Annotated in this window: 15 protein-coding genes and 1 pseudogene; 6 read left to right on the forward strand and 10 right to left on the reverse strand. The window is 72.9% G+C overall.

All coding sequences use genetic code 11. The annotated features are described in order from the left end of the window. Positions 1–34 precede the first annotated feature (34 nt). The 6 genes from ACIBBA_RS30780 to ACIBBA_RS30805 all read right to left on the reverse strand — a co-directional run bounded on the left by ACIBBA_RS30780 (position 35) and on the right by ACIBBA_RS30805 (position 6,919). Positions 35–1,051 (reverse strand): serine hydrolase, encoded by a 1,017-nt coding sequence (locus ACIBBA_RS30780; protein ID WP_396701986.1) that lies wholly within the window; start codon positions 1,049–1,051, stop codon positions 35–37. Between the two features lie 98 nt (positions 1,052–1,149). Then, positions 1,150–2,091 carry an SDR family NAD(P)-dependent oxidoreductase gene (locus tag ACIBBA_RS30785; RefSeq protein ID WP_396701988.1) on the reverse strand — a complete coding sequence of 314 codons (942 nt, stop codon included), beginning with the start codon at positions 2,089–2,091 and terminating at the stop codon, positions 1,150–1,152. Then, on the reverse strand, positions 2,088–3,272 hold the full coding sequence (locus ACIBBA_RS30790; RefSeq protein ID WP_396701990.1) for a zinc-dependent alcohol dehydrogenase: 1,185 nt from the start codon (positions 3,270–3,272) through the stop codon (positions 2,088–2,090). The genes ACIBBA_RS30785 and ACIBBA_RS30790 overlap by 4 nt, the downstream gene beginning before the upstream one ends. A gap of 253 nt (positions 3,273–3,525) precedes the next feature. Next, the gene (locus tag ACIBBA_RS30795; protein ID WP_350873101.1) at positions 3,526–4,293 is read right to left on the reverse strand and encodes a succinate dehydrogenase/fumarate reductase iron-sulfur subunit; all 768 of its coding nucleotides are present in this window, start codon (positions 4,291–4,293) and stop codon (positions 3,526–3,528) included. Further along, the gene (locus ACIBBA_RS30800) at positions 4,290–6,227 is read right to left on the reverse strand and encodes a fumarate reductase/succinate dehydrogenase flavoprotein subunit (protein ID WP_357058030.1); all 1,938 of its coding nucleotides are present in this window, start codon (positions 6,225–6,227) and stop codon (positions 4,290–4,292) included. The genes ACIBBA_RS30795 and ACIBBA_RS30800 overlap by 4 nt, the downstream gene beginning before the upstream one ends. A 2-nt stretch (positions 6,228–6,229) precedes the next feature. Continuing rightward, positions 6,230–6,919: a succinate dehydrogenase cytochrome b subunit gene (locus tag ACIBBA_RS30805; protein ID WP_396701992.1), complete on the reverse strand. Its 690-nt coding sequence runs from the start codon at positions 6,917–6,919 to the stop codon at positions 6,230–6,232. Positions 6,920–6,996: 77 nt separating this feature from the next. Between ACIBBA_RS30805 and ACIBBA_RS30810 the strand changes: the two genes are divergently transcribed. Beyond that, a complete protein-coding gene (locus tag ACIBBA_RS30810; RefSeq protein ID WP_396701994.1) occupies positions 6,997–7,926 on the forward strand; it encodes a LysR family transcriptional regulator in 930 nt (309 codons plus the stop codon). Between the two features lie 54 nt (positions 7,927–7,980). Here the strand turns inward: ACIBBA_RS30810 and ACIBBA_RS30815 are convergent. Continuing rightward, positions 7,981–8,628, reverse strand: a pseudogene (locus ACIBBA_RS30815) (DUF998 domain-containing protein); the annotation flags it as partial. A 142-nt stretch (positions 8,629–8,770) separates the two neighbouring features. Further along, positions 8,771–12,823 (reverse strand): ATP-dependent RNA helicase HrpA, encoded by a 4,053-nt coding sequence (gene hrpA / locus ACIBBA_RS30820; RefSeq protein WP_396701996.1) that lies wholly within the window; start codon positions 12,821–12,823, stop codon positions 8,771–8,773. A 169-nt stretch (positions 12,824–12,992) separates the two neighbouring features. Here hrpA and ACIBBA_RS30825 point away from each other — a divergent pair, with 169 nt between their 5' ends. Next, the gene (locus ACIBBA_RS30825) at positions 12,993–13,436 is read left to right on the forward strand and encodes a cytidine deaminase family protein (protein ID WP_396701998.1); all 444 of its coding nucleotides are present in this window, start codon (positions 12,993–12,995) and stop codon (positions 13,434–13,436) included. A gap of 13 nt (positions 13,437–13,449) precedes the next feature. On the opposite strand, the gene ACIBBA_RS30830 is transcribed toward ACIBBA_RS30825, so the two are convergent. Beyond that, positions 13,450–13,809, reverse strand: coding sequence for a YciI family protein (locus ACIBBA_RS30830; protein ID WP_357058019.1), 360 nt, complete (start codon positions 13,807–13,809; stop codon positions 13,450–13,452). 153 nt (positions 13,810–13,962) lie between these two features. On the opposite strand from ACIBBA_RS30830, the gene ACIBBA_RS30835 reads away from it, so the two are divergent. The 4 genes from ACIBBA_RS30835 to ACIBBA_RS30850 are packed head-to-tail and all read left to right on the forward strand — an operon-like array spanning position 13,963 to position 18,008. Beyond that, on the forward strand, positions 13,963–15,009 hold the full coding sequence (locus ACIBBA_RS30835; RefSeq protein WP_396702000.1) for a FecCD family ABC transporter permease: 1,047 nt from the start codon (positions 13,963–13,965) through the stop codon (positions 15,007–15,009). Beyond that, the gene (locus ACIBBA_RS30840) at positions 15,006–16,076 is read left to right on the forward strand and encodes a FecCD family ABC transporter permease (RefSeq protein ID WP_396702002.1); all 1,071 of its coding nucleotides are present in this window, start codon (positions 15,006–15,008) and stop codon (positions 16,074–16,076) included. Before ACIBBA_RS30835 ends, ACIBBA_RS30840 begins: the two co-directional genes overlap by 4 nt. A 46-nt stretch (positions 16,077–16,122) precedes the next feature. Then, positions 16,123–17,064 (forward strand): ABC transporter ATP-binding protein, encoded by a 942-nt coding sequence (locus ACIBBA_RS30845; protein ID WP_396702004.1) that lies wholly within the window; start codon positions 16,123–16,125, stop codon positions 17,062–17,064. Further along, the gene (locus ACIBBA_RS30850) at positions 17,064–18,008 is read left to right on the forward strand and encodes an ABC transporter substrate-binding protein (RefSeq protein WP_396702006.1); all 945 of its coding nucleotides are present in this window, start codon (positions 17,064–17,066) and stop codon (positions 18,006–18,008) included. Before ACIBBA_RS30845 ends, ACIBBA_RS30850 begins: the two co-directional genes overlap by 1 nt. A 102-nt stretch (positions 18,009–18,110) precedes the next feature. Here ACIBBA_RS30850 and ACIBBA_RS30855 read toward each other — a convergent pair whose 3' ends face one another. Then, positions 18,111–18,689 (reverse strand): hypothetical protein, encoded by a 579-nt coding sequence (locus tag ACIBBA_RS30855; protein ID WP_396702008.1) that lies wholly within the window; start codon positions 18,687–18,689, stop codon positions 18,111–18,113. Positions 18,690–19,391 lie beyond the last annotated feature (702 nt).

Consider the following 19,391-nt stretch of genomic DNA (forward strand, 5'->3'; position numbering starts at 1 on the left):
GGTGCGCGGCGGCGCCCGGCCGCGGACGCGCTGCTCAGCCGCCGTTGCTCGGTCGCTGAGTGGTCAACCGCAGGCGCGGGCCGGCACCGGCGAGCCGGGCGGTCGCGGTCAGGAAGAACCGGCCGAGCCGGGCCCGGGCCTGCACGGCCGGGTGGGTGGCGCCGAAGTCGTCCGGGTCGGCCTGCCCGTCGGCGAAGAGCGCGTAGGTCAGCAGCGGGGCGCCCGCCGGGTCGAAGATCACCCCGGCCTCGTGCCGCGCGCTGTCGAACCAGCCCGCCTTGGTGGCGACCCGCGCCCGCTCGGCCGACGACATGACCCGCCGGATGCCGTCGGTGTAGGCGATGGGGGAGCGCAGCAGGTTGAGCAGGAACGTCGTGGCGGTGGGGGAGAGCAGGGCGCCGGCCACCAGCGCCCGCAGCAGGTCGTGGGTCTCCCGGGGGGTGCTGGTGCCGAGGAAGAACCGGTTCGGGTTGGCGACCGGCTGGACCTGGGTGTTCGGGAAGCCCTTCGCCACCAGGATGGCGTTCAGCTCGAGGGCCGGGCAGACCAGGCCGCAGAGCCGGACGGCGGTGTCGTCGGAGACGGTGAGCAGGGCGGCCAGCGCGTGCCCGAGGGTGACGGAGCTGGGGTAGGCGCCGTCGAGGCTGAAGATGCCGTCCCCGCCGGGCACCACGATCGACTCGGTGACGTCGAGCCGCTGGTCGAGGGCGAGCAGACCCCGGTCGACCTTGTCGAGCACGGCGACGGCAACGGCGATCTTGTTGACGCTGTACGCCTCGAGGCGCTGGTCGGGGGAGTCCGCCACGGCCACGACCGGCGCGCCGGCGGCGTCGGTCACGCTGACGTACGCCTGCCAGTTCCCGCCGGCCTGCGTCGTCGCCCGCTCGTAGGCCCGGGCCACCCGGGCGGCCACCAGCTGGGCGGTGGCGGCCGGAGCGGCGTCGGTGTCCACCGCGTCGGCGTCCACCGCGGCGGCGGCCGGTGAGGTGGTGCCCAGTACGGTGCCGGCGGTGGCCACCGTGCCGAAACCGAGCGCGGTCCTGCGGTTCACCCGGATAGTCAATCGTCTCTCCCGTCGTGGTGCGCCGGAGTTGTCTCCGGCCCACCACCCTAGGCGAACCGATAGATCCCGGTGATCCCGTGGACGCCTCACCACAGGCGTTGCCACAACCGGGAACCGAGCGTTCCGGGCAGCCCGACGGCGACCCGCAGCAGGTGGGCGGGGTCGGGCAGCCAGCCTCCGCTCACCGCCTCGCTGGCCGGGTCGGGGACGAAGAGCACCCCGTCGTGCGGGGCCACCGGCCGGTCGCTCAGCCCGAGCCGGCGCATCAACGGCCCGACCAGGGCGTCGTAGAGTCCTGGCAGCACGGTGAAGCCGACCCGCATCAGCGGATTGAGCCGGCCCACCGAGACCTCCCGGCGCGGCCGGTCGGCGCAGCCCACGATTGCTCGGGCCACCCGCTGCGGGGTGGTGATCGGTGGCGGTGGCCGGCCGACGTGGCCCAGGTGGTTCGCCGCGCGCTGGTACACCGGGGTGTCCACGCTGCCCGGGTTGACCAGGCAGACGTGGATGTCCGGGGAGTCCCGCAGCTCCTGCTGGAGCACCCGGGTCAGCCCGGCCAGCCCCCACTTCGCCGCCACGTAGGCGCTCAGGTAGGGCGCGGTGATGTGCCCGAGCACCGACCCGGTGAGGATCAGGGTGCCCGCCCCGGTGGCCCGGAAGTGCCGCAACGCGACCCGTGCGGCCTCGGCGGCGGCCAGCAGGTCGGTCCGGACCACCTGCTCGAAGATCTGTCCGGGCAGCTCGTCGAAGCGCCCGTACGCGGTGACCGCGGCGGCGTGCACCCAGACGTCGATCCGGCCGAAGCGGTCGACGGCCGCGTCGGCGAGCGCCTGCAACGTGCCGGGGGTGGTGACGTCGGTCGGCACGGTGAGCACCTCGGCGGCGGCCGCGCACTCCGTTCGTACCTCGGCGAGGGTCTGCGGGGCGCGGGCGGCGAGGACCAGACGGTCGCCGCGCCCGGCGAATGCCCGGGCCGCCGCCCGCCCGATGCCGCTGGTGGCGCCGACGACCACCACCACCCGGCTCACGGCGCGAGCACGACCTTCACGCACCCGTCGCGCTTCTGCTGGAACATCTCGTACGCCTCCGGCGCCCGCTGCAGCGGCAGCCGGTGGGTGTGCAGGTCCTCGACGCCCAGCGGGTCGTCGTCGCCGCTGAGCAGCGGCATGATCTCGTCGACCCATTGGCGAACGTGGCACTGGCCCATCCGCAGCTGGATGCCCCGATCGAACATCTCCATCAGCGGCATCGGATTCTGCTCACCGCCGTAGACCCCGGAGATCGAGACGGTGCCGCCCCGGCGGACGGCCTTCACCGCGGCGTGCAGCACGCTGAGCCGGTCCACCCCGCCCCGGTCGATCACCGGGCGGGCCAGCCGGTCCGGCAGCAGCCCGGCGGCGGTGTGGGCGAGCTTGCCGGCGGGCGCCCCGTGCGCCTCCATGCCGACCGCGTCGATCACCGCGTCCGGGCCGCGCCCGTCCACCAGGTCGATCAGGGCGCCCGGCACGTCGTCGAGTTCCCGGACGTCGAGCACCTCCACGCCGTACCGGCGGGCCAGCTCGAGTCGCTCCGGGACGAGGTCCAGGCCGATCACCCGGCCGGCGCCGAGGTGCCGGCCGACCCGGGCGCAGAACTGCCCGACCGGGCCGAGTCCGAAGACGGCGAGGGTGCCGCCGGGCGGGGTGTCCGCGTACCTCACCGCCTGCCAGGCGGTGGGAAGGATGTCGGAGAGGTAGAGCCAGCGCTCGTCCGGGCCGTTCTGCGGGACGGTGATCGGGCCGAAGTCGGCGTGCGGCACCCGCAGGAACTCGGCCTGCCCGCCGGGGACCGAGCCGTAGAGGGAGGTGTAGCCGAAGAGCGCCGCGCCCTTGCCCTCGCTGCGCACCTGGGTCGTCTCGCACTGGGCGTAGAGCTGCCGGCGGCACATCCAGCAGTTTCCGCAGGCGATGTTGAACGGCACCACCACCCGGTCGCCCGGCTTCAGCCTGCTCACCCCGGAGCCGACCTCCTCGACGATGCCCATCGGCTCGTGCCCGAGCACCTCGCCCGGCTTCAGGTACGGCCCGAGCACCTCGTAGAGGTGCAGGTCGGAGCCGCAGATGGCGGTCGAGGTGATGCGCACGATCGCGTCGGTGGGCTCCTCGATCCGAGGGTCGGGCACGTCCTCCACCCGCACGTCCCGTTTGCCCTGCCACGTCAAAGCCTTCATGCCCGCGTCCTCCCCTGGAAGTCCTCCTCGGGGCTGCTACCCGGGTTGAGGGACTTGAACCGGAAGTACCCGCAGGTGCTGCCGATCGGCCTCGGGTGGGGGCAGGTCGGCAGGGCCGGCGGGATCCTCGCCGGGCGGGCGGCCGAGGGCCGTCAGGTCAGCGCGGGGGCGGCGTCGCGCGCCGGACCCGCAGACGGGCACGGGCCGCCGCCTCCCGGGCGGGAGGGCGGCGGCCCGTGGTGCGCAGTGACCGTCAGGAGCCGGGGGTGTTGTCGCCCCGCTTGGTGGTGGTGGCCGCGAGGAAGTCCCGGTTGAGCCGGCCGATGGTGTTCAGCGGGATGCCCTTCGGGCAGGCCACCGTGCACTCACCGGCGTTGGTGCAACCGCCGAAGCCGGACTCGTCGTGCGCGTCGACCATGCCGATCACCCGGGTGTACCGCTCGGGCTGGCCCTGCGGCAGCAGCGAGAGCTGGGTGAGCTTGGCGGCGGTGAAGAGCATGCCGGAGCCGTTCGGGCAGGCCGCCACGCAGGCGCCGCAGCCGATGCAGGCCGCCGACTCGAAGGCGGCGTCCGCGTTGGCCTTGGCGACCGGGGTGGAGTGCGCCTCGGGCGCGCTGCCGGTCGGCGCGGTGATGTAGCCGCCCGCAGCGATGATCTTGTCGAAGGCGCCCCGGTTGACCACCAGGTCCTTGATGACCGGGAAGGCCCGGGCCCGCCAGGGCTCGATGTCGATCGTGTCGCCGTCGGAGAACTGCCGCATGTGCAGCTGGCAGGCGGTGGTGCCGCGCTGCGGCCCGTGCGCGTTGCCGTTGATCATCATGCCGCACATGCCGCAGATGCCCTCGCGGCAGTCGTGGTCGAACGCCACCGGGTCCTCGCCGGCGAGGATCAGCCGCTCGTTGAGCACGTCGAGCATCTCCAGGAACGACATGTCCGGGGAGACGTCGTCGACCTGGTAGGTCACCATCCGACCCTTGTCCTCGGGGCCGGTCTGGCGCCAGATGCGCAGGGTCAGGTTCACTTGTAGCTCCGCTGCGTGGGGTGGACGTATTCGAACTTCAGGTCTTCCTTGTGCAGCACCGAGGGCTCACCCGTGGCGGTGAACTCCCACGCGGCGACGTACGCGAACCGGTCGTCGTCGCGCTGGGCCTCGCCGTCGGAGGTCTGGTGCTCGGCCCGGAAGTGGCCGCCGCAGGACTCCTCGCGGTGCAGGGCGTCGATGCACATCAGCTCGGCCAGCTCGAAGAAGTCGGCCACCCGGCCGGCCTTCTCCAGCGACTGGTTGAGCCCCTCACCGTCGCCGACCACCCGGACCCGCTGCCAGAACTGCTCGCGCAGCGCCCGGATCTCGGCGATCGCCTTGCGCAGCCCGGCGTCGCTGCGCTCCATGCCGCAGTGCTCCCACATGATCTGGCCGAGCTCGCGGTGGAACGAGTCCACCGTCCGGTCGCCGTTGACCGCGAGCAGCCGCTGGATCCGGTCCTCGACGTCGGCGCGCGCCTCGACCGCCGCCGGGTGGCTGGCGTCGACCTTCTCCAACGGGCCCGAGGCCAGGTAGTTGGCGATGGTGGTGGGCAGCACGAAGTAGCCGTCGGCCAGGCCCTGCATCAGCGCGGACGCGCCGAGCCGGTTGGCGCCGTGGTCGGAGAAGTTGGCCTCGCCGATCACGAACAGGCCCGGGATGCTCGACTGGAGGTCGTAGTCGACCCAGAGCCCACCCATCGTGTAGTGCACCGCGGGGTAGATCCGCATCGGCACCTCGTACGGGTCCTCGCCGGTGATCCGCTCGTACATCTCGAAGAGGTTGCCGTACTTGGCCTCGATGGCCTTGCGGCCCAGCCGGTTGATGGCGTCGGCGAAGTCGAGGTAGACGCCGAGCTTGGTCGGCCCGACGCCCCGGCCCTCGTCGCAGACGTTCTTCGCGGCGCGGGAGGCGATGTCGCGGGGGACCAGGTTGCCGAAGGAGGGGTAGATCCGCTCCAGGTAGTAGTCCCGCTCGTCCTCGGGGATGTCGCGGGGGCTGCGGTCGTCGCCCTTGGCCTTCGGCACCCAGACCCGGCCGTCGTTGCGCAGCGACTCGCTCATCAGGGTCAGCTTCGACTGGTGGTCGCCGGAGACCGGGATGCAGGTCGGGTGGATCTGGGTGTAGCACGGGTTGGCGAAGTACGCGCCCTTGCGGTGCGCCCGCCAGGTGGCGGTGACGTTGCAGCCCTTGGCGTTGGTGGAGAGGTAGAAGACGTTGCCGTAGCCGCCGGAGGCGAGCACCACGGCATCGGCCATCTCGGTGCTGATCTCGCCGGTGACCAGGTCGCGGACCACGATGCCCCGGGCCTTGCCGTCCACCACGACCAGCTCGAGCATCTCGTGCCGGGCGTTCATCTCCACGTTGCCGAGGCCGATCTGCCGCTCCAGCGCCTGGTACGCGCCGAGCAGCAGCTGCTGGCCCGTCTGGCCCCGGGCGTAGAAGGTGCGCTGCACCTGGGCGCCACCGAAGGAGCGGGTGTCGAGCAGGCCGCCGTACTCGCGGGCGAACGGCACGCCCTGCGCCACGCATTGGTCGATGATGTTGACCGAGACCTCGGCGAGCCGGTGCACGTTCGACTCGCGGGAGCGGAAGTCACCGCCCTTGACGGTGTCGTAGAAGAGCCGGTGCACCGAGTCGCCGTCGTTGCGGTAGTTCTTCGCCGCGTTGATGCCGCCCTGCGCAGCGATCGAGTGCGCCCGGCGCGGGCTGTCCTGGTAGCAGTAGGACTTGACGTGGTAGCCCTGCTCGGCCAGCGTGGCCGCGGCCGAGCCGCCGGCCAGACCGGTGCCGACCACGATCACCGTCATCTTCCGGCGGTTGGCCGGGTTGACCAGCTTGGCCTCGAAGCGCCGGGTGGACCAGCGCTGCTCGATCGGGCCGTCGGGAGCCTTGGCGTCGGCGATCGGGTCGCCCTCGGTGTAGAGATCCATGTTCAGGCCACCAATCCGGTGAGTACGGCGAACGGGACCACCAGGAAGCCGGCGCAGAGCGCGACGGCGAAGACCAACGCGGCGGTGCGGGCCCGGCGCTCACCCTGCGGGGTCTGCTGCCCCAGGCTGCGGAACGCGCTGAACGCCCCGTGCCGCAGGTGGAAGCCCAGCGCGACGATCGCCAGGGTGTAGAAGAGCGTGACGTACCAGCGCTCCGGCGCGAAGTCGGCGACGACGTTGGCGTACGGCCTGGTCGGGTCGCCGACCGGGTTCAGGTGACCGGTGGTCAGGTCCAGCAGGTGGTAGATGACGAAGAGCAGGATGATCACCCCACCCCAGCGCATCGTGCGGGCCGCGTAGCTGCCCCGGACCTTCGCCCGGTGGGCGTACCGGACCGGTCGGGCGGCCCGGGCCCGTAGGGCCAGGGCGGTGGCGGCGGCGATGTGCCCCAGCACGGCGACGGTCAGCACGCCACGCTGGATCCAGAGGAACCAGACGCCCGGCAGCAGCGGCTTGCCGATGTCGCGCAGCCAGTGCGCGTAGTGGTCGAACGAGGTCTCCCCCGTGAACACCTTCAGGTTGCCGAGCATGTGCAGGATGAGGAACAGCACCAGGATGATGCCCGTCACCGCCATGACGGCTTTCAGGCCGACGTTGGAGCGGATGGGCGACCGGGTTCTCGTGACTACCACGCGTTCGACGCTAAAAGCACTTTGATCAGTCGTCCAATGCATCGACCCCGCAGTCTTGATAGCCGTAGGCTATGTAGATGCAGCTCCATCAGCTCAGGTACTTCGTTGCGGTGGCCGAAGTACGACATTTCACCCAGGCGGCCGACATCGTCGGCATAACCCAGCCGTCGTTGAGTAAGCAAATTCACGCCCTGGAGACCGACCTGGGAGCCCCGCTCTTCGAGCGGGTAAGGGGCAACATCGCGCTCACCACGGCCGGCGAGGTGCTGCTGCCGTTGGCCAAGCGGATCCTCGCCGACGTCGACACCGCCACCCGCGAGGTGCAGGAGCTGGTCGGGCTGCGCCGGGGCCGGGTACGCCTCGGCGCCACGCCCAGCCTGGCCACCTCGCTCGCCCCGCCGGTGCTGCGCCGGTTCCGCGACGCGCATCCCACCGTGGACCTGCGGGTGGAAGAGGGCGGCTCACAGGACCTGGTCCGTGACCTGCTCCGCGGCGACCTTGACCTGGCGCTGATCATCATGCCGGCCCAGGGCGCCGACCCCGGGCTGCGCGTCGACCCGATCCTGCGGGAGAGCCTGGTGGTCGCCTCGGTGGCCGGGCTGCCCGCCGCCGCCACAACCGGCGAGCTGCGCATCACCGACCTGCGGGACCAGCCGATGGTGATGTTCCGGGAGGGCTACGACCTGCGCGACGCCACCATCCAGGCCTGCCGGGAGGCCGGTTTCGAGCCGACCTTCGCCGTCGACGGCGGAGAGATGGACGCGGTGCTCAGCTTCGTCGAGGCCGGTCTGGGCATCGCGCTGGTGCCGGGCATCGTGGTCGCCCGCCGCCCGGGGGTGCGGATCACCCGGCTGGCCCCACCCGGGGTGACCCGGACCATCGCCGTCGCCCGACGCCGGGACGTGGTGCCCACCCACGCCGGCCGGGAGTTGCGCCGCATCCTGCTCGACTACGTCCGCGACGCCACCTCCACCGGCGAGCTTCCGCCCGGCGTCGAGCCGCTGTAGGGGGTCGCCCCGGCCGTCCGACCGGTCGAGACGTCCCAGCTGCGCGACGAGCAGCAGCAGGCAGACCTCGCCGAGGCAGACGAGGCGTTCGATCAGACCCACGAACGGGCGCAGCGGGGAGCCCACCAGGTAGGCGGCCACGAAGGGGGCCATCGCGACCAGGCAGGCGATCGCACCCAGGCCCACCGCGCGGGCGAGCCGCCCCCGATGCCGTACGGCGGTCAGCAGCGCGCCGACCGGCAGCCCCGACAGGGCGGCGACCGCGGCCCAACGGTGGATGTCCCCGGTCGTCGTCACCGCGGCGCCGACCGGATCGCGCGGGAAGACGACCAGGACCACGAGCCCCAGGCACCAGGCGCCCAGTCCGGCCGGTCCCACCGCCGACAGGAGCCGAACCCGCCCGCCGGCGGCCCGCCCGACGGACCGGGCGACCGGGGCGAGCAGCAGCGCCGACCCCACCGCCAGCGCGACGATCGCCACGTTGAACAGCCACCCGTGGCGCGACAGCGCGTAGTCGCTGACCGTTTCCCGGACCGGATCGACCGGGCTCCCGGGCAGGTGCAGGACGCCGATCAGCAGCAGCGCCAGCCCGGCGACGAGCAACCCCACGAGGCGGGCGACGGCCCTGGTGCGGGCCGGCCGGGGGCGGCCGGCGACGGCGCTGCCCGGGACGGCTCCGGGGACCACAGGGGCAGTGGGCACGGATCGGGCTCCTCACCGCGGTGGCGCGCCCGGTCGGCACGCGAGGGCGAGGCGTCTTCCCGATCTGCCCCGCGCCACACCACCCGGTGGGGACCGGCGGGGTCCGGCGCGGACTCGCCGGACCCGCCCCGGTCCCGTCGGCTCAGCGCCCCTCGGCGTCGTCCATCGCCCGGTAGATGCGCTGCTCCGACACCGGGTACGGGGTGCCGAGCGCCTGGGCGAAGACGTTCACCCGTAACTCCTCGATCATCCAGCGGATCTCCCGTACCGCGGCCTCCTGCCGGCGGGCCGGTGACAGCGCGGCGAGCATGTCGTCGTACTCCTTGCGCACCGTGGCGACGCGGTCCTGCTGCTGCCGGTCCCGCTGCGGGTTCTGCGGCAGCCGCTCCAGCCGCCGCTCGATCGCGGTCAGGTAGCGCAGCAGGTCGGGCAGGCGGGCGTACCCGGTCTCGGTGAGGAAGCCGGCGTGCACCAGCCCGGAGAGTTGGGCGCGGATGTCGGCCAGCGCGGCCACCACCGACAGGTTCTGCGTCCGGCCGAGTCGCTGCTCGACCGCGTACCCCGCCGCGAGCACCCGGCGGGCCCGCTCCATCACCTCGACGACGGTGTCCACCAGGTCGGCCCGGACCCGCTCGCGCAGCGCGGCGAAGCCGTCGGCGTCCCAGGCCGGGCCGCCCGCGTCGGCGATCAGCTTGTCGATCGCGGCTCCGGCCGCGTCCTCGATCAGCGCCGGCACGCTGCCGTGCGGGTTGCGGCTGAGCGCCAGCTTCGCCTCGTTCGACAGCCGCCCCTGCAGGAACTTCGCCGGCGACGGCACGGTCAGCCGCAGCAGTCGCCGGGTGCCGGCCCAGTGCGCCGCCTCCGCCTCGGCGGCCGAGTCGAAGACCCGTACGCCGACCGTGCTGCCCTCGTCCACCAGCGCCGGGTACGCGGTCACCGCGTAGCCGGCGCGCACCTGCTCGATGCTGCGCGGCACGGTGTCGATGCTCCACTCACGCAGCCCGGTGCGGGCCACGTCCGGCGCGGCGGCCGCCACCACCTGGCGTACCTCCCGGGTGAGCTGGCGCTGCAACGTCGGCAGGTCCTTGCCCTCGGCGACCGGCTGGTCGTCCTCGCCGAGCACCCGGAACGTCACCCGCAGGTGCGGTGGCAGCTTCGGCACGTCCCAGGCCTCCCGGGGCACGGTCACCCCGGTCATCCGGCGCAGCTGCCGGGTGAGCGCGTCCAGCAGCGGCTCCTCGCCGGCCGGCATCGCCGCGAGCGCGGCCCGGGCGTAGTCCGGCACCGGGACGAAGTTGCGGCGCAGCGCCTTGGGCAGCGAGCGGATCAGCGCGATCACCAGCTCCTCGCGCAGCCCGGGCACCTGCCAGTCGAAGCTCTCCGCCGGCACCTGGTTGAGCAGCGGCAGCGGGATGTCCACGGTGACGCCGTCGGTCGGGGTGCCGGGCTCGAACCGGTAGGTCAGCGGCAGGGCCACCCCGTCGGCGCGCCACTCGTCCGGGTAGTCGGCCTCCTCGACCCCACTCCGGCCGGCGTTCACCAGCAGCTCACGGGTGAAGGTGAGCAGCTCGGGCCGCTCCCGGCGGGTCTTCTTCCACCAGGCGTCGAAGTGCCGGCCGGAGACCACGTCGGCGGGGATCCGCTCGTCGTAGAAGCGGAACACCGTCTCGTCGTCGACGAGGATGTCCCGCCGGCGGGCCCGGTGCTCCAGCTCCTCGATCTCGGTCAGCAACCGCTGGTTGTCCTGCCAGAACTGGTGGTGGGTCTGCCAGTCGCCCTCCACCAGCGCGTGCCGGACGAACAGCTCCCGGCTCAGCGCCGGGTCGATCCGACCGAAGTTGACCTTCCGGGAGGTGACCAGCGGAATGCCGTAGAGGGTCACCTTCTCGTACGCCATCACCGCCGCCTGCTTCTTCTCCCAGTGCGGCTCGCTGTAGCTGCGCTTGACCAGGTGTTGGGCGAGCGGCTCGACCCACTCCGGCTCGACCCGGCCGGCGATGCGGCCCCACAACCGGGACGTCTCCACCAGCTCGGCGGCCATCACCCAGCGCGGCGGCTTGCGGAACAGCGCCGAGCCGGGGAAGAGCCCGAACTTCGCCCCCCGGGCGCCCAGGTACTCGTTCTTCTGCGGATCCTTGAGCCCGACGTGCGACAGCAGCCCGGCCAGCAGTGACTGGTGAACCTTCGGGGTGTCGATCTCCTCCGGCAGGTCCGCGCCGACCCCGCGCCGCTGCCCGGCGTCCGGGCCGCCGTCGGCGTCGCGCGCCGCTCGCCCGCCGCGCCCCCCGCCACCTGATTCGGGGGTACGCAGCACCTGGCGCAGCTGGCTGACGATGTCCTGCCACTCGCGGACCCGCAGGTAGTTCAGGTACTCGGCCTTGCACATCCGGCGGAAGGCGCTGGAGGAGAGGGCTCTTTGCTGCTCCCGCAGGTAGCGCCAGAGGTTGAGCAGCGCGACGAAGTCCGACTCCCGGTCGGTGAACCGGGCGTGCGCCTGGTCGGCCTGGGCCTGCTTGTCGGCCGGCCGTTCCCGGGGATCCTGGATGGAGAGCGCGGCGGCGATCACCATCACCTCGGTGGCGCAGCCGTTGCGCTCGCCCTCCACCACCATCCTGGCCAGCCGGGGGTCGACCGGCAGCTGCGCCAGCCGCCGCCCCAGCGAGGTGAGGCGCTTCGTCAGGTCGGTCTCGGTGGGGTCCAAGGCGCCCAGCTCGTGCAGCAGGTTGACGCCGTCGGTGACGTTGCGCCGGTCCGGCGGGTCGATGAACGGGAAGGCGGCGATGTCGCCGAGCCCGATCGCGGTCATCTGGAGGATGACCGAGGCCAGGTTGGTCCGCAGGATCTCCGGGTCGGTGAACTCGGGGCGGGAGAGGAAGTCCTGCTCGTCGTAGAGGCGGATGCAGATGCCGTCCGAGGTGCGTCCGCAGCGCCCCTTGCGCTGGTTCGCCGACGCCTGGGAGACCGGCTCGATCGGCAGCCGCTGCACCTTGAGCCGGCTGGAGTAGCGGGAGATCCGGGCGGTGCCCGGGTCGACCACGTACTTGATGCCGGGCACGGTCAGCGAGGTCTCCGCGACGTTGGTGGCGAGCACCACCCGGCGCGCGGTGTGCGCGGCGAAGACCCGGTGCTGCTCGGCGGCGGAGAGCCGGGCGTACAGCGGCAGGATCTCGGTGCCGAGCAGCGCGCGCTTCTTCTGCACCAGCTTGCCCAGCGCGTCGGCGGTGTCCCGGATCTCCCGTTCACCGCTGAGGAAGACCAGGATGTCGCCGGGGCCCTCCGCGGCCAGCTCCTCGACCGCGTCGCCGATCGCCTGGATCTGGTCCCGGACGTTCTCGCCCTCGCCGTCGTCCTCCTCTTCCTCCGCCTCGTTGACCTCGACCAGCGGCCGGTAGCGCACCTCGACCGGGTAGGTCCGGCCGGACACCTCGACGATCGGGGCGGGCCTGCCCTCGGCGTCGGCGAAGTGCCGTGCGAAACGGTCGGTCTCGATGGTCGCCGAGGTGATGATCACCTTGAGGTCGGGGCGGCGGGCCAGCAGTTGCCTCAGGTACCCGAGGATGAAGTCGACGTTGAGGCTGCGCTCGTGCGCCTCGTCGATGATCAGGGTGTCGTACTGGCGGAGCATCCGGTCGGTCTGCAGCTCGGCCAGGAGGATGCCGTCGGTCATCAGCTTGACCAGGCTGCGGTCGCTGACCTGGTCGGTGAAGCGGACCTTGTAGCCGACCACGTCGCCCAGCTCGGTGCCGAGCTCCTCGGCGATCCGGTCGGCGACGGTGCGGGCGGCCAGCCGCCGGGGCTGGGTGTGCCCGATCAGCCCGTGCACCCCGCGCCCCAGCTCCAGGCAGATCTTCGGCAACTGGGTGGTCTTGCCGGAGCCGGTCTCGCCGGCCACGATCACCACCTGGTGGTCCCGGATCGCGTTGGCGATGTCGTCCTTGCGGTCGCTCACCGGCAGGCCGGCCGGGTACGTGATCACCGGTACCGCGGCCCGCCGGTCGACCAGCCGCTGCTCGGCCCGGGCGACCTCGGCGGTGATCTCGGTCAGCGCCGACTCCCGCCGCTCGGGGTCGCGCAGCTTCCGGACGCCGTCCAGCCGTCGCTGGAGGCGGCGCTGATCGCGGAACATCAGGGGGGAGAGGCGGCGGTGCAGCTCACGGAGCGAGTCGGACGCGGCCGGTGCGGCTGGATTCTGCATGTCGTCGCCAAGAATAGGCAGGCGCGGGCGGCGCCGCCCCTGGGTTACCGGCGGCCGGCCCCTCACCGGTCCGCAGCCATCGACGCGTCGCCGCCCGCGGTCGCGGAACCAGTGGAGGAATCCGACCGGGCTAGAGTTGCCGCCGACCGAGCTCGACGAGGGGACGCCGATGACGATGCGGGACACCGACCGGGCGCTGGTGCAGGCGGCCACGGCGGTCGCCAAGCTGCGCTGCCGTGGTGAGAACCACACCGTCGCCGCCGCGGCCCGCAGCGCGGACGGCCGGGTCTTCACCGCCGTGAACGTCTACCACTTCACCGGCGGGCCCTGCGCCGAGCTGGTCGCCGTCGGCGCGGCCGCCACCCAGGGCGTCGGCGAGCTGGAGACCATCGTCGCGGTCGGCGACCGGGGTCGCGGGGTGATCCCGCCCTGCGGCCGGTGCCGGCAGGTGCTGCGGGACTACTACCCGTCGATCCGGGTGATCGTCGGGCCGATGGACGCGCTGCGCGTCGTGCCGGTCGGCGACCTGCTGCCCGAGACGTACGTCTGGGCCGACCACCAGATCGACGCCGCGACCCCGGCACCCGCCCCTCGCAGCGGCGCGCAGGGCTGACGGGCGCCCCGGGTCAGTCGCCCGCCGCCGCCTCCAGCATCGAGCGCGGCATCGGCACGCTCTCGAACCGGACGTTCCCCTCGGGCACCATCCAGTTCATCACCTGCACGACGAGCCGTCCGGCCCGTACCGCCGGGTCGTTGCGGTAGAGCTCCCGTGCCCGGTCGCGATGGACGGCGAGCACCACGAACCCGCGCAGCCGGTCGTCGTCCGCGTCGACGAACGGCCCGGCCGCGAGGACGAGGCCCTGTTCCACCAGGCCCGCCTGGTGGGCCAGGTGGGCGTCCTGCAACCGGTCGGCCGCCTCCGGCGGCAGCTCCGGGGCGTCCGGCGGGCGGACCAGCAGGACGACCGTGTGCTGGTCGAATCGCATGCCCTCACCCTAGGGGCGCACGACGCCCACCGTCGCCGGTCCGCCGGGCTGTCCGCCCAGCTCAACGAGGTTCGATGGACGACCGCCGGTGGGGCCCGTCGCACGAGGTCGGCTAAGGTAAGGCGAACCTAAGCGCGTACCCGCAGGAGACTCGTGACCACCCTCGCCAGCCGGCCGGTTGCCGCCGGCCGCCGCAGCAGCGCCCGTAACGGGCGTCGACTCGCGGTCACCCTCGCGGCCGGGCTGTTGCTGCTGCTCGCCGTGCTGGCCAGCTTCGCCCTCGGCAGCCGGCCGCTCGCGGTGGACCAGGTCTGGCACGCGCTGGTCGCGCCCGACGGCGGCGAGGCGAGCACGATCGTCCGCGAGCTGCGGATGCCGCGTACCGCCCTCGGCCTCGCGGTCGGTCTCGCGCTCGCGGTGGCCGGGGTGCTCTTCCAGGCGCTCACCCGCAACCCGCTCGCCGAGCCGCGGATCCTCGGCATCAGCGCCGGCGCCTCGTTCGGCGTGGTGCTGGCCATCTCCGTCTTCGGCGTCGGCACGCTCGCCGGGTACGTCTGGTTCGGCATCGGCGGAGCGCTGCTGGCCGGGCTTTTGGTCTTCGCCGTGGCCTCCCGGGCCCGCGAGGGCGCCAGCCCGGTCACCCTCGCGCTGGTCGGCGCCGCGCTCGACGCCAGTCTCGCCTCCGGGGTGTACGCGCTGCTCAGCATCGACGCCCGGACCTTCGAGGAGTACCGGTTCTGGGTGGTCGGCGGGCTCACCGGTCGGGACCTGTCGGTCTCCGCGCAGGTGCTGCCCTTCGTGCTCGCCGGGCTGATCCTGGCCGCCCTGGTCGCCCGGGGACTGGACGCGCTCGCCCTCGGCGACGACGTGGCCCGCGGGCTCGGCCACCGGATCGGCCTGGTGCGTCTCGGCGGGGGCATCGCCGCCGTGCTGCTCACCGGCGCCGCCGTGGCCGCCGCCGGACCCATCGCCTTCGTCGGGCTGGCCGTGCCGCACCTGGCCCGGGCGCTGGTCGGCGCCGACCACCGGTGGACCCTCGCGGTCTCCGCGCTGCTCGGGCCGGCGCTGCTGCTCGGTGCCGACGTCGTCGGCCGGCTGGTCGCCCCGCCCGGCGAGATACCGGCCGGCATCGTCACCGCGCTGATCGGCGCGCCGCTGCTGGCCTTCCTGGTCCGTCGCGCCCGGGTGGTGACCGCGTGACCGCCACCACCGACGCCTCGCCGGCCCTGGGCACGGCGGGGCTGCCCGGCCGCTCGCTGCTGCGGCTCGGCCCGGTCAGCGTCCAGATCCGGCGCCGCTCGGTGCTGGTCGCCGCCGTGCTGATCGTGCTGCTGGCGGCTGCCGTCGTGCTGAGCCTCTCGCTCGGCACCCCGTACGTCGCCCCGCGCGACGTGCTGCGCTCGCTCTCCGGCGTCGGCACCCCGTACGACCTGGTCGTCCTCGACCTGCGGTTGCCGCGCATCGTGCTGGCGGCGGTGGCCGGCGCGGCGTTCGGGGTGGCCGGGACGATGATCCAGAGCGTCGCTCGCAACCCGCTCGCCAGTCCGGACGTCATCGGCATCACCCAGGGCGCCGGGCTCGCCGCGACGGTGACGCTGACCAGTGGCGCCGCCGCGGTGCTGGTCGCGCCCGCGGCGCTGGTCGGTGGGCTGGCCGCCGCGGTCCTGCTGCTCGCCCTCGGCGCGCGGCACGGGCTGGCCGCGCAGCGGTTCGTGCTCGCCGGGGTGGCGGTGGCGTTCGCGCTGCGGGCCCTCACCGAGGTGGTCATGCTCACCGCGGACCCGATCGACGGGCTGCGCGCGCAGATCTGGCTGATCGGCACCCTCGCGGGCAAGGGCTGGACGGAGACCCTCTGGATCGCCGGCACCCTGCTCGTCCTGCTGCCGGTGCTGGCCTGGGCCGGCTGGGCGTTGAACAGCACCGCGCTCGACGACGACACGGCGCGTGGCATCGGCTTGCGCCCGGTGGCCCGTCGGATCGGGCTCGCCGGCACCGGCGTGTTCGTCGCGGCGATGGTCACCGCCCAGGTCGGCGCGGTCGATTTCGTCGCCCTGGTCGCGCCGCAGGTGGCCCGGCGGCTGGTCCGGGCCGAACGGCCGCCGGTGTTCTGCGCCGCGCTGCTCGGCGCCCTGCTGCTGGTGCTGGCCGACCTGGCCGGCCGCCGACTCTTCGCGCCCACCCAGCTGCCGGCCGGCGTGCTGACCGCCGCGATCGGCGGCCCGTACCTGATGTACCTGCTGCTGCGTGGCCGCCGGCGGACCTCGTGACCACCGCCGCCACCCGCTTCTCCCTCCACCCCTACGAGGAGGCGTGATGCTCTCCACCCGCGACCTGGTCGCCGGCTACGACGAGCGGACCGTGCTGGACGGGCTGGACCTGGACCTGCCCGCCGACGCGTTCACCGTGATCGTCGGGCCGAACGCCTGCGGTAAGTCGACGTTGCTGCGGACCATGGCCCGGCTGCTCACCCCGCGGCGCGGGACCGTGCTGCTGGACGGCGCCGCCATCCGGGAACTGCCCACCCGGGAGGTGGCCCGCCGGCTCGGCGTGCTGCCGCAGAGCCCGCTGGTGCCCGAAGGCGTCACGGTCGCCGACCTGGTCGGCCGGGGCCGGCAGCCGTACCAGCGCTGGTGGCGGCAGTGGTCGGAGGAGGACAGCGCCGCGGTGGACCAGGCCATGGCCCTGGCGGACGTCACCGGCCTCGCCGACCGGCCGGTGGACACCCTCTCCGGTGGCCAGCGGCAACGGGTGTGGATCGCGATGACCCTCGCGCAGGACACCGACGCGCTGCTGCTGGACGAGCCGACCACCTTCCTCGACCTGGCACACCAGGTGGAGGTGCTGGACCTGCTGCACCGGCTCCGCGCCGAGCGGGGCCGCACCGTGGTGGCCGTGCTGCACGACCTCAACCAGGCCGCCCGGTACGCCGACCACCTGGTCGCGATGCGCGCCGGAGCCGTGGTGGCCGCCGGACCGCCCCGCGAGATCCTCACCGCGGACCTGGTCCGCGAGGTGTTCGGGCTCGACTGCGTGGTGGTGCCGTGCCCGGTCACCGGCGCGCCGCTGGTGGTGCCCGCGCTCACCAGTCCCACCCTGGCCGGCGGATCGTCCGTCGTCGCCACCCCCGTCGGCACCGACCCGACCAGCGCCGGTTCCCCCGCCGCCGGTCCGTCGGGTGCCCCGGCTGCCGGATCGTCCGGCGCCACCCCTGCCGCCGGCGCACTCGCCGGCTCGTACCCCTCGGAAGGAATCTGATGCGTCGTCTCGTCGCCGCTCTCGCCGCGGCCGCCGCCCTCGGCGTCGGACTCACCGCCTGTGGTGAGAGCGACCCGGTTGCCGGCACCACCGGCGGGGAGACCCGGGAGATCACCCACGCCATGGGCACCACCAAGGTGCCGGCCGAGCCCAAGCGGGTCGTCGTCCTCGACACAGACAAGATCGACACCGCGCTCTCGCTCGGCATCACCCCGATCGGCGCCGCCACCGCGGGCGAGGCGAGGAGCTGGCCGACGTACTTCGGCGAGGAGAAGCTCGCCGGCATCAAGGAGGTCGGCGTGCTCACCGAGCCCGACCTCGAGGCGATCAACGCGCTCAAGCCCGACCTGATCCTGGGCAGCAAGTTCCGCCAGGAGAAGTTCTACGACGAGCTGGCCGCCATCGCGCCGACCGTCTTCACCGACAAGGTCGGCATCACCTGGAAGGAGAACTTCCTCCTCGACGGCAAGGCGCTCGGCAAGGAGCAGCAGGCGCGTGACCTGCTCACCGCCTACGAGACCAAGGCCAAGGAGTTCGGCGCCAAGCTCGGCGACGCCGCCAGTCGCAAGATCTCCATCGTGCGCTTCCTCCCGGGCGCCATCCGGGTCTACGGCCCCGACTCGTTCTCCGGCATCGTGGTGGGCGACACCGGCCTGGGCCGGCCCGAGCGGCAGCAGCTCGCCGCCAAGGAGGACAAGCGCTTCGACGTGGTCAGCCCCGAGCGGATCAACGAGGTCGACGGCGACGTCATCTTCGTGACCGCGTACGGCGACAAGGCCGCGGCCGAGCAGGCCAAGGTCACCGGCGGCACGCTCTGGAAGGGCCTCTCCGCGGTCAAGGCGAACAAGGCGCACGTCGTCGCTGACGAGGTCTGGATGACCGGCATCGGGGTCGGCGCCGCCAACAAGATCCTCGACGACCTCCAGAAGTACCTCACCGCCTGACCCACCCGCGTACCGCGCCCCACAAGATCGCGCTGTAGCAGTGATGTAGTGGCCTCCCCGACGTGGGGAGGCCACTACATCCGTGTTGTGGCGCGATCTTCGTCAGTGGGTTCGGCGATAGCCACGGGAACGCAGGGCGGCCCGGACCTCGGCGAGGAAGCCTTCGAAGTCGTCGCGTAGCCGCTTCGCGGTGAGGTGGAGGACGATCCACTCCGCACCGAGGAGGCGATTCAGCCGACGGCGATCGCGGTGGAACTGCTCCGAGTCGTCGTGCCAGAGGCCGTCGTACTCGATCGCCACCCTGAACTCGGGCCAGGCCAGGTCGAGCCGGGCGATGAACCGCCCAGCCTCGGCGACGACGAACTGCGTCACCGGACGGGGGAGGCCGGCCAACACCAGCCGGACCCGGGTCCGTGACTCCTGCGGCGATTCGGCACCCGGATCGGCGAGCCGTACGGCGTGCAGCAGCGAACGCCAGCCTCTCTGGCCGACCCGGGTGAGCGCGTACTCGCGCAGAGCCGTCACGTCCGTCAGCCGGCGGGAGAGCAGTGCGTCGATGATGACCACGGCCTCTACCACGTCCAGCCAGCGGGCGAGATCCCAGCAGGTACGGGCCGGTGACGTCACGAGAATCCCGGCCCGGTCGACGACATCCCCGGGTTGGATCGCGCCGTGATGCACCCGGACTCCGGCGACCGGGCTCATCCGCGGCCGAGATCGCCCGACAGTCGACCGGTTGGGCGGCCGGTCCGACGCGGCCCGTCCACCCCGACGGGCCGACCTCGCGCAGGGCCCGGTTTCGCCATCTACGGCCGACGCCCCAGACGATCCCATCGGCGGCATTGCGCTCGGCTCCGATCCTGGCGTGGTCTCCTCCGGGCGCGCATCCGGAACCGCGCCGGTCGGCACGAGCACATCGACGGGCTGGTCCAGCGGTACCTCGGCCACGCCGTACAGGGCTGCGGCAGACGGTCCGGCGATGGCCGCGGATGGCGGGGCCAGCCAGCGACCGACCGCCAGGCACCTCATCCGGTGAGTGACCGGAAGCTGTGCGTCGGTGTAGACGTCGCGGAACAGTGGGCGCCAGGCGGAGCTGCGGAGGTCGTTGCGGGTGAGCAGTCCGCGCGAGACGGCGGCGGAGCCGCGGAAGATCCGACCGCGCAGCTCTGGCGGACGGCGAGGGGCCTTCGGCATGGGTCAACGCTGCCGGATGTGCCGTGGTCCCGGGGACCCCTGTGGACAACACCCTCAAGATCGCGCTCGAACACGGAAATAGTGGCCTCCCCGACGGGCGGTTTCAAGCGGCTGTTGCAACGAGGTGCTTGTTGAGTACCTCGGCAGGATTCTGCCAGTCGAGGGTTTGGCGGGGTCGTCCGTTGAGTT

The organism is Micromonospora sp. NPDC051006, from assembly GCF_044456245.1.
Lineage (GTDB): Bacteria > Actinomycetota > Actinomycetes > Mycobacteriales > Micromonosporaceae > Micromonospora.

Coding starts and splice junctions, on each gene's coding strand:
- ACIBBA_RS30825 (WP_396701998.1), top strand. CDS start 12,993: ATGACGATGCGGGACACCGACCGGGCGCTGGTGCAGGCGGCCACGGCG.
- ACIBBA_RS30810 (WP_396701994.1), top strand. CDS start 6,997: ATGCAGCTCCATCAGCTCAGGTACTTCGTTGCGGTGGCCGAAGTACGA.
- ACIBBA_RS30800 (WP_357058030.1), bottom strand. CDS start 6,227: ATGGATCTCTACACCGAGGGCGACCCGATCGCCGACGCCAAGGCTCCC.
- hrpA (WP_396701996.1), bottom strand. CDS start 12,823: ATGCAGAATCCAGCCGCACCGGCCGCGTCCGACTCGCTCCGTGAGCTG.
- ACIBBA_RS30830 (WP_357058019.1), bottom strand. CDS start 13,809: ATGCGATTCGACCAGCACACGGTCGTCCTGCTGGTCCGCCCGCCGGAC.
- ACIBBA_RS30845 (WP_396702004.1), top strand. CDS start 16,123: ATGCTCTCCACCCGCGACCTGGTCGCCGGCTACGACGAGCGGACCGTG.
- ACIBBA_RS30790 (WP_396701990.1), bottom strand. CDS start 3,272: ATGAAGGCTTTGACGTGGCAGGGCAAACGGGACGTGCGGGTGGAGGAC.
- ACIBBA_RS30850 (WP_396702006.1), top strand. CDS start 17,064: ATGCGTCGTCTCGTCGCCGCTCTCGCCGCGGCCGCCGCCCTCGGCGTC.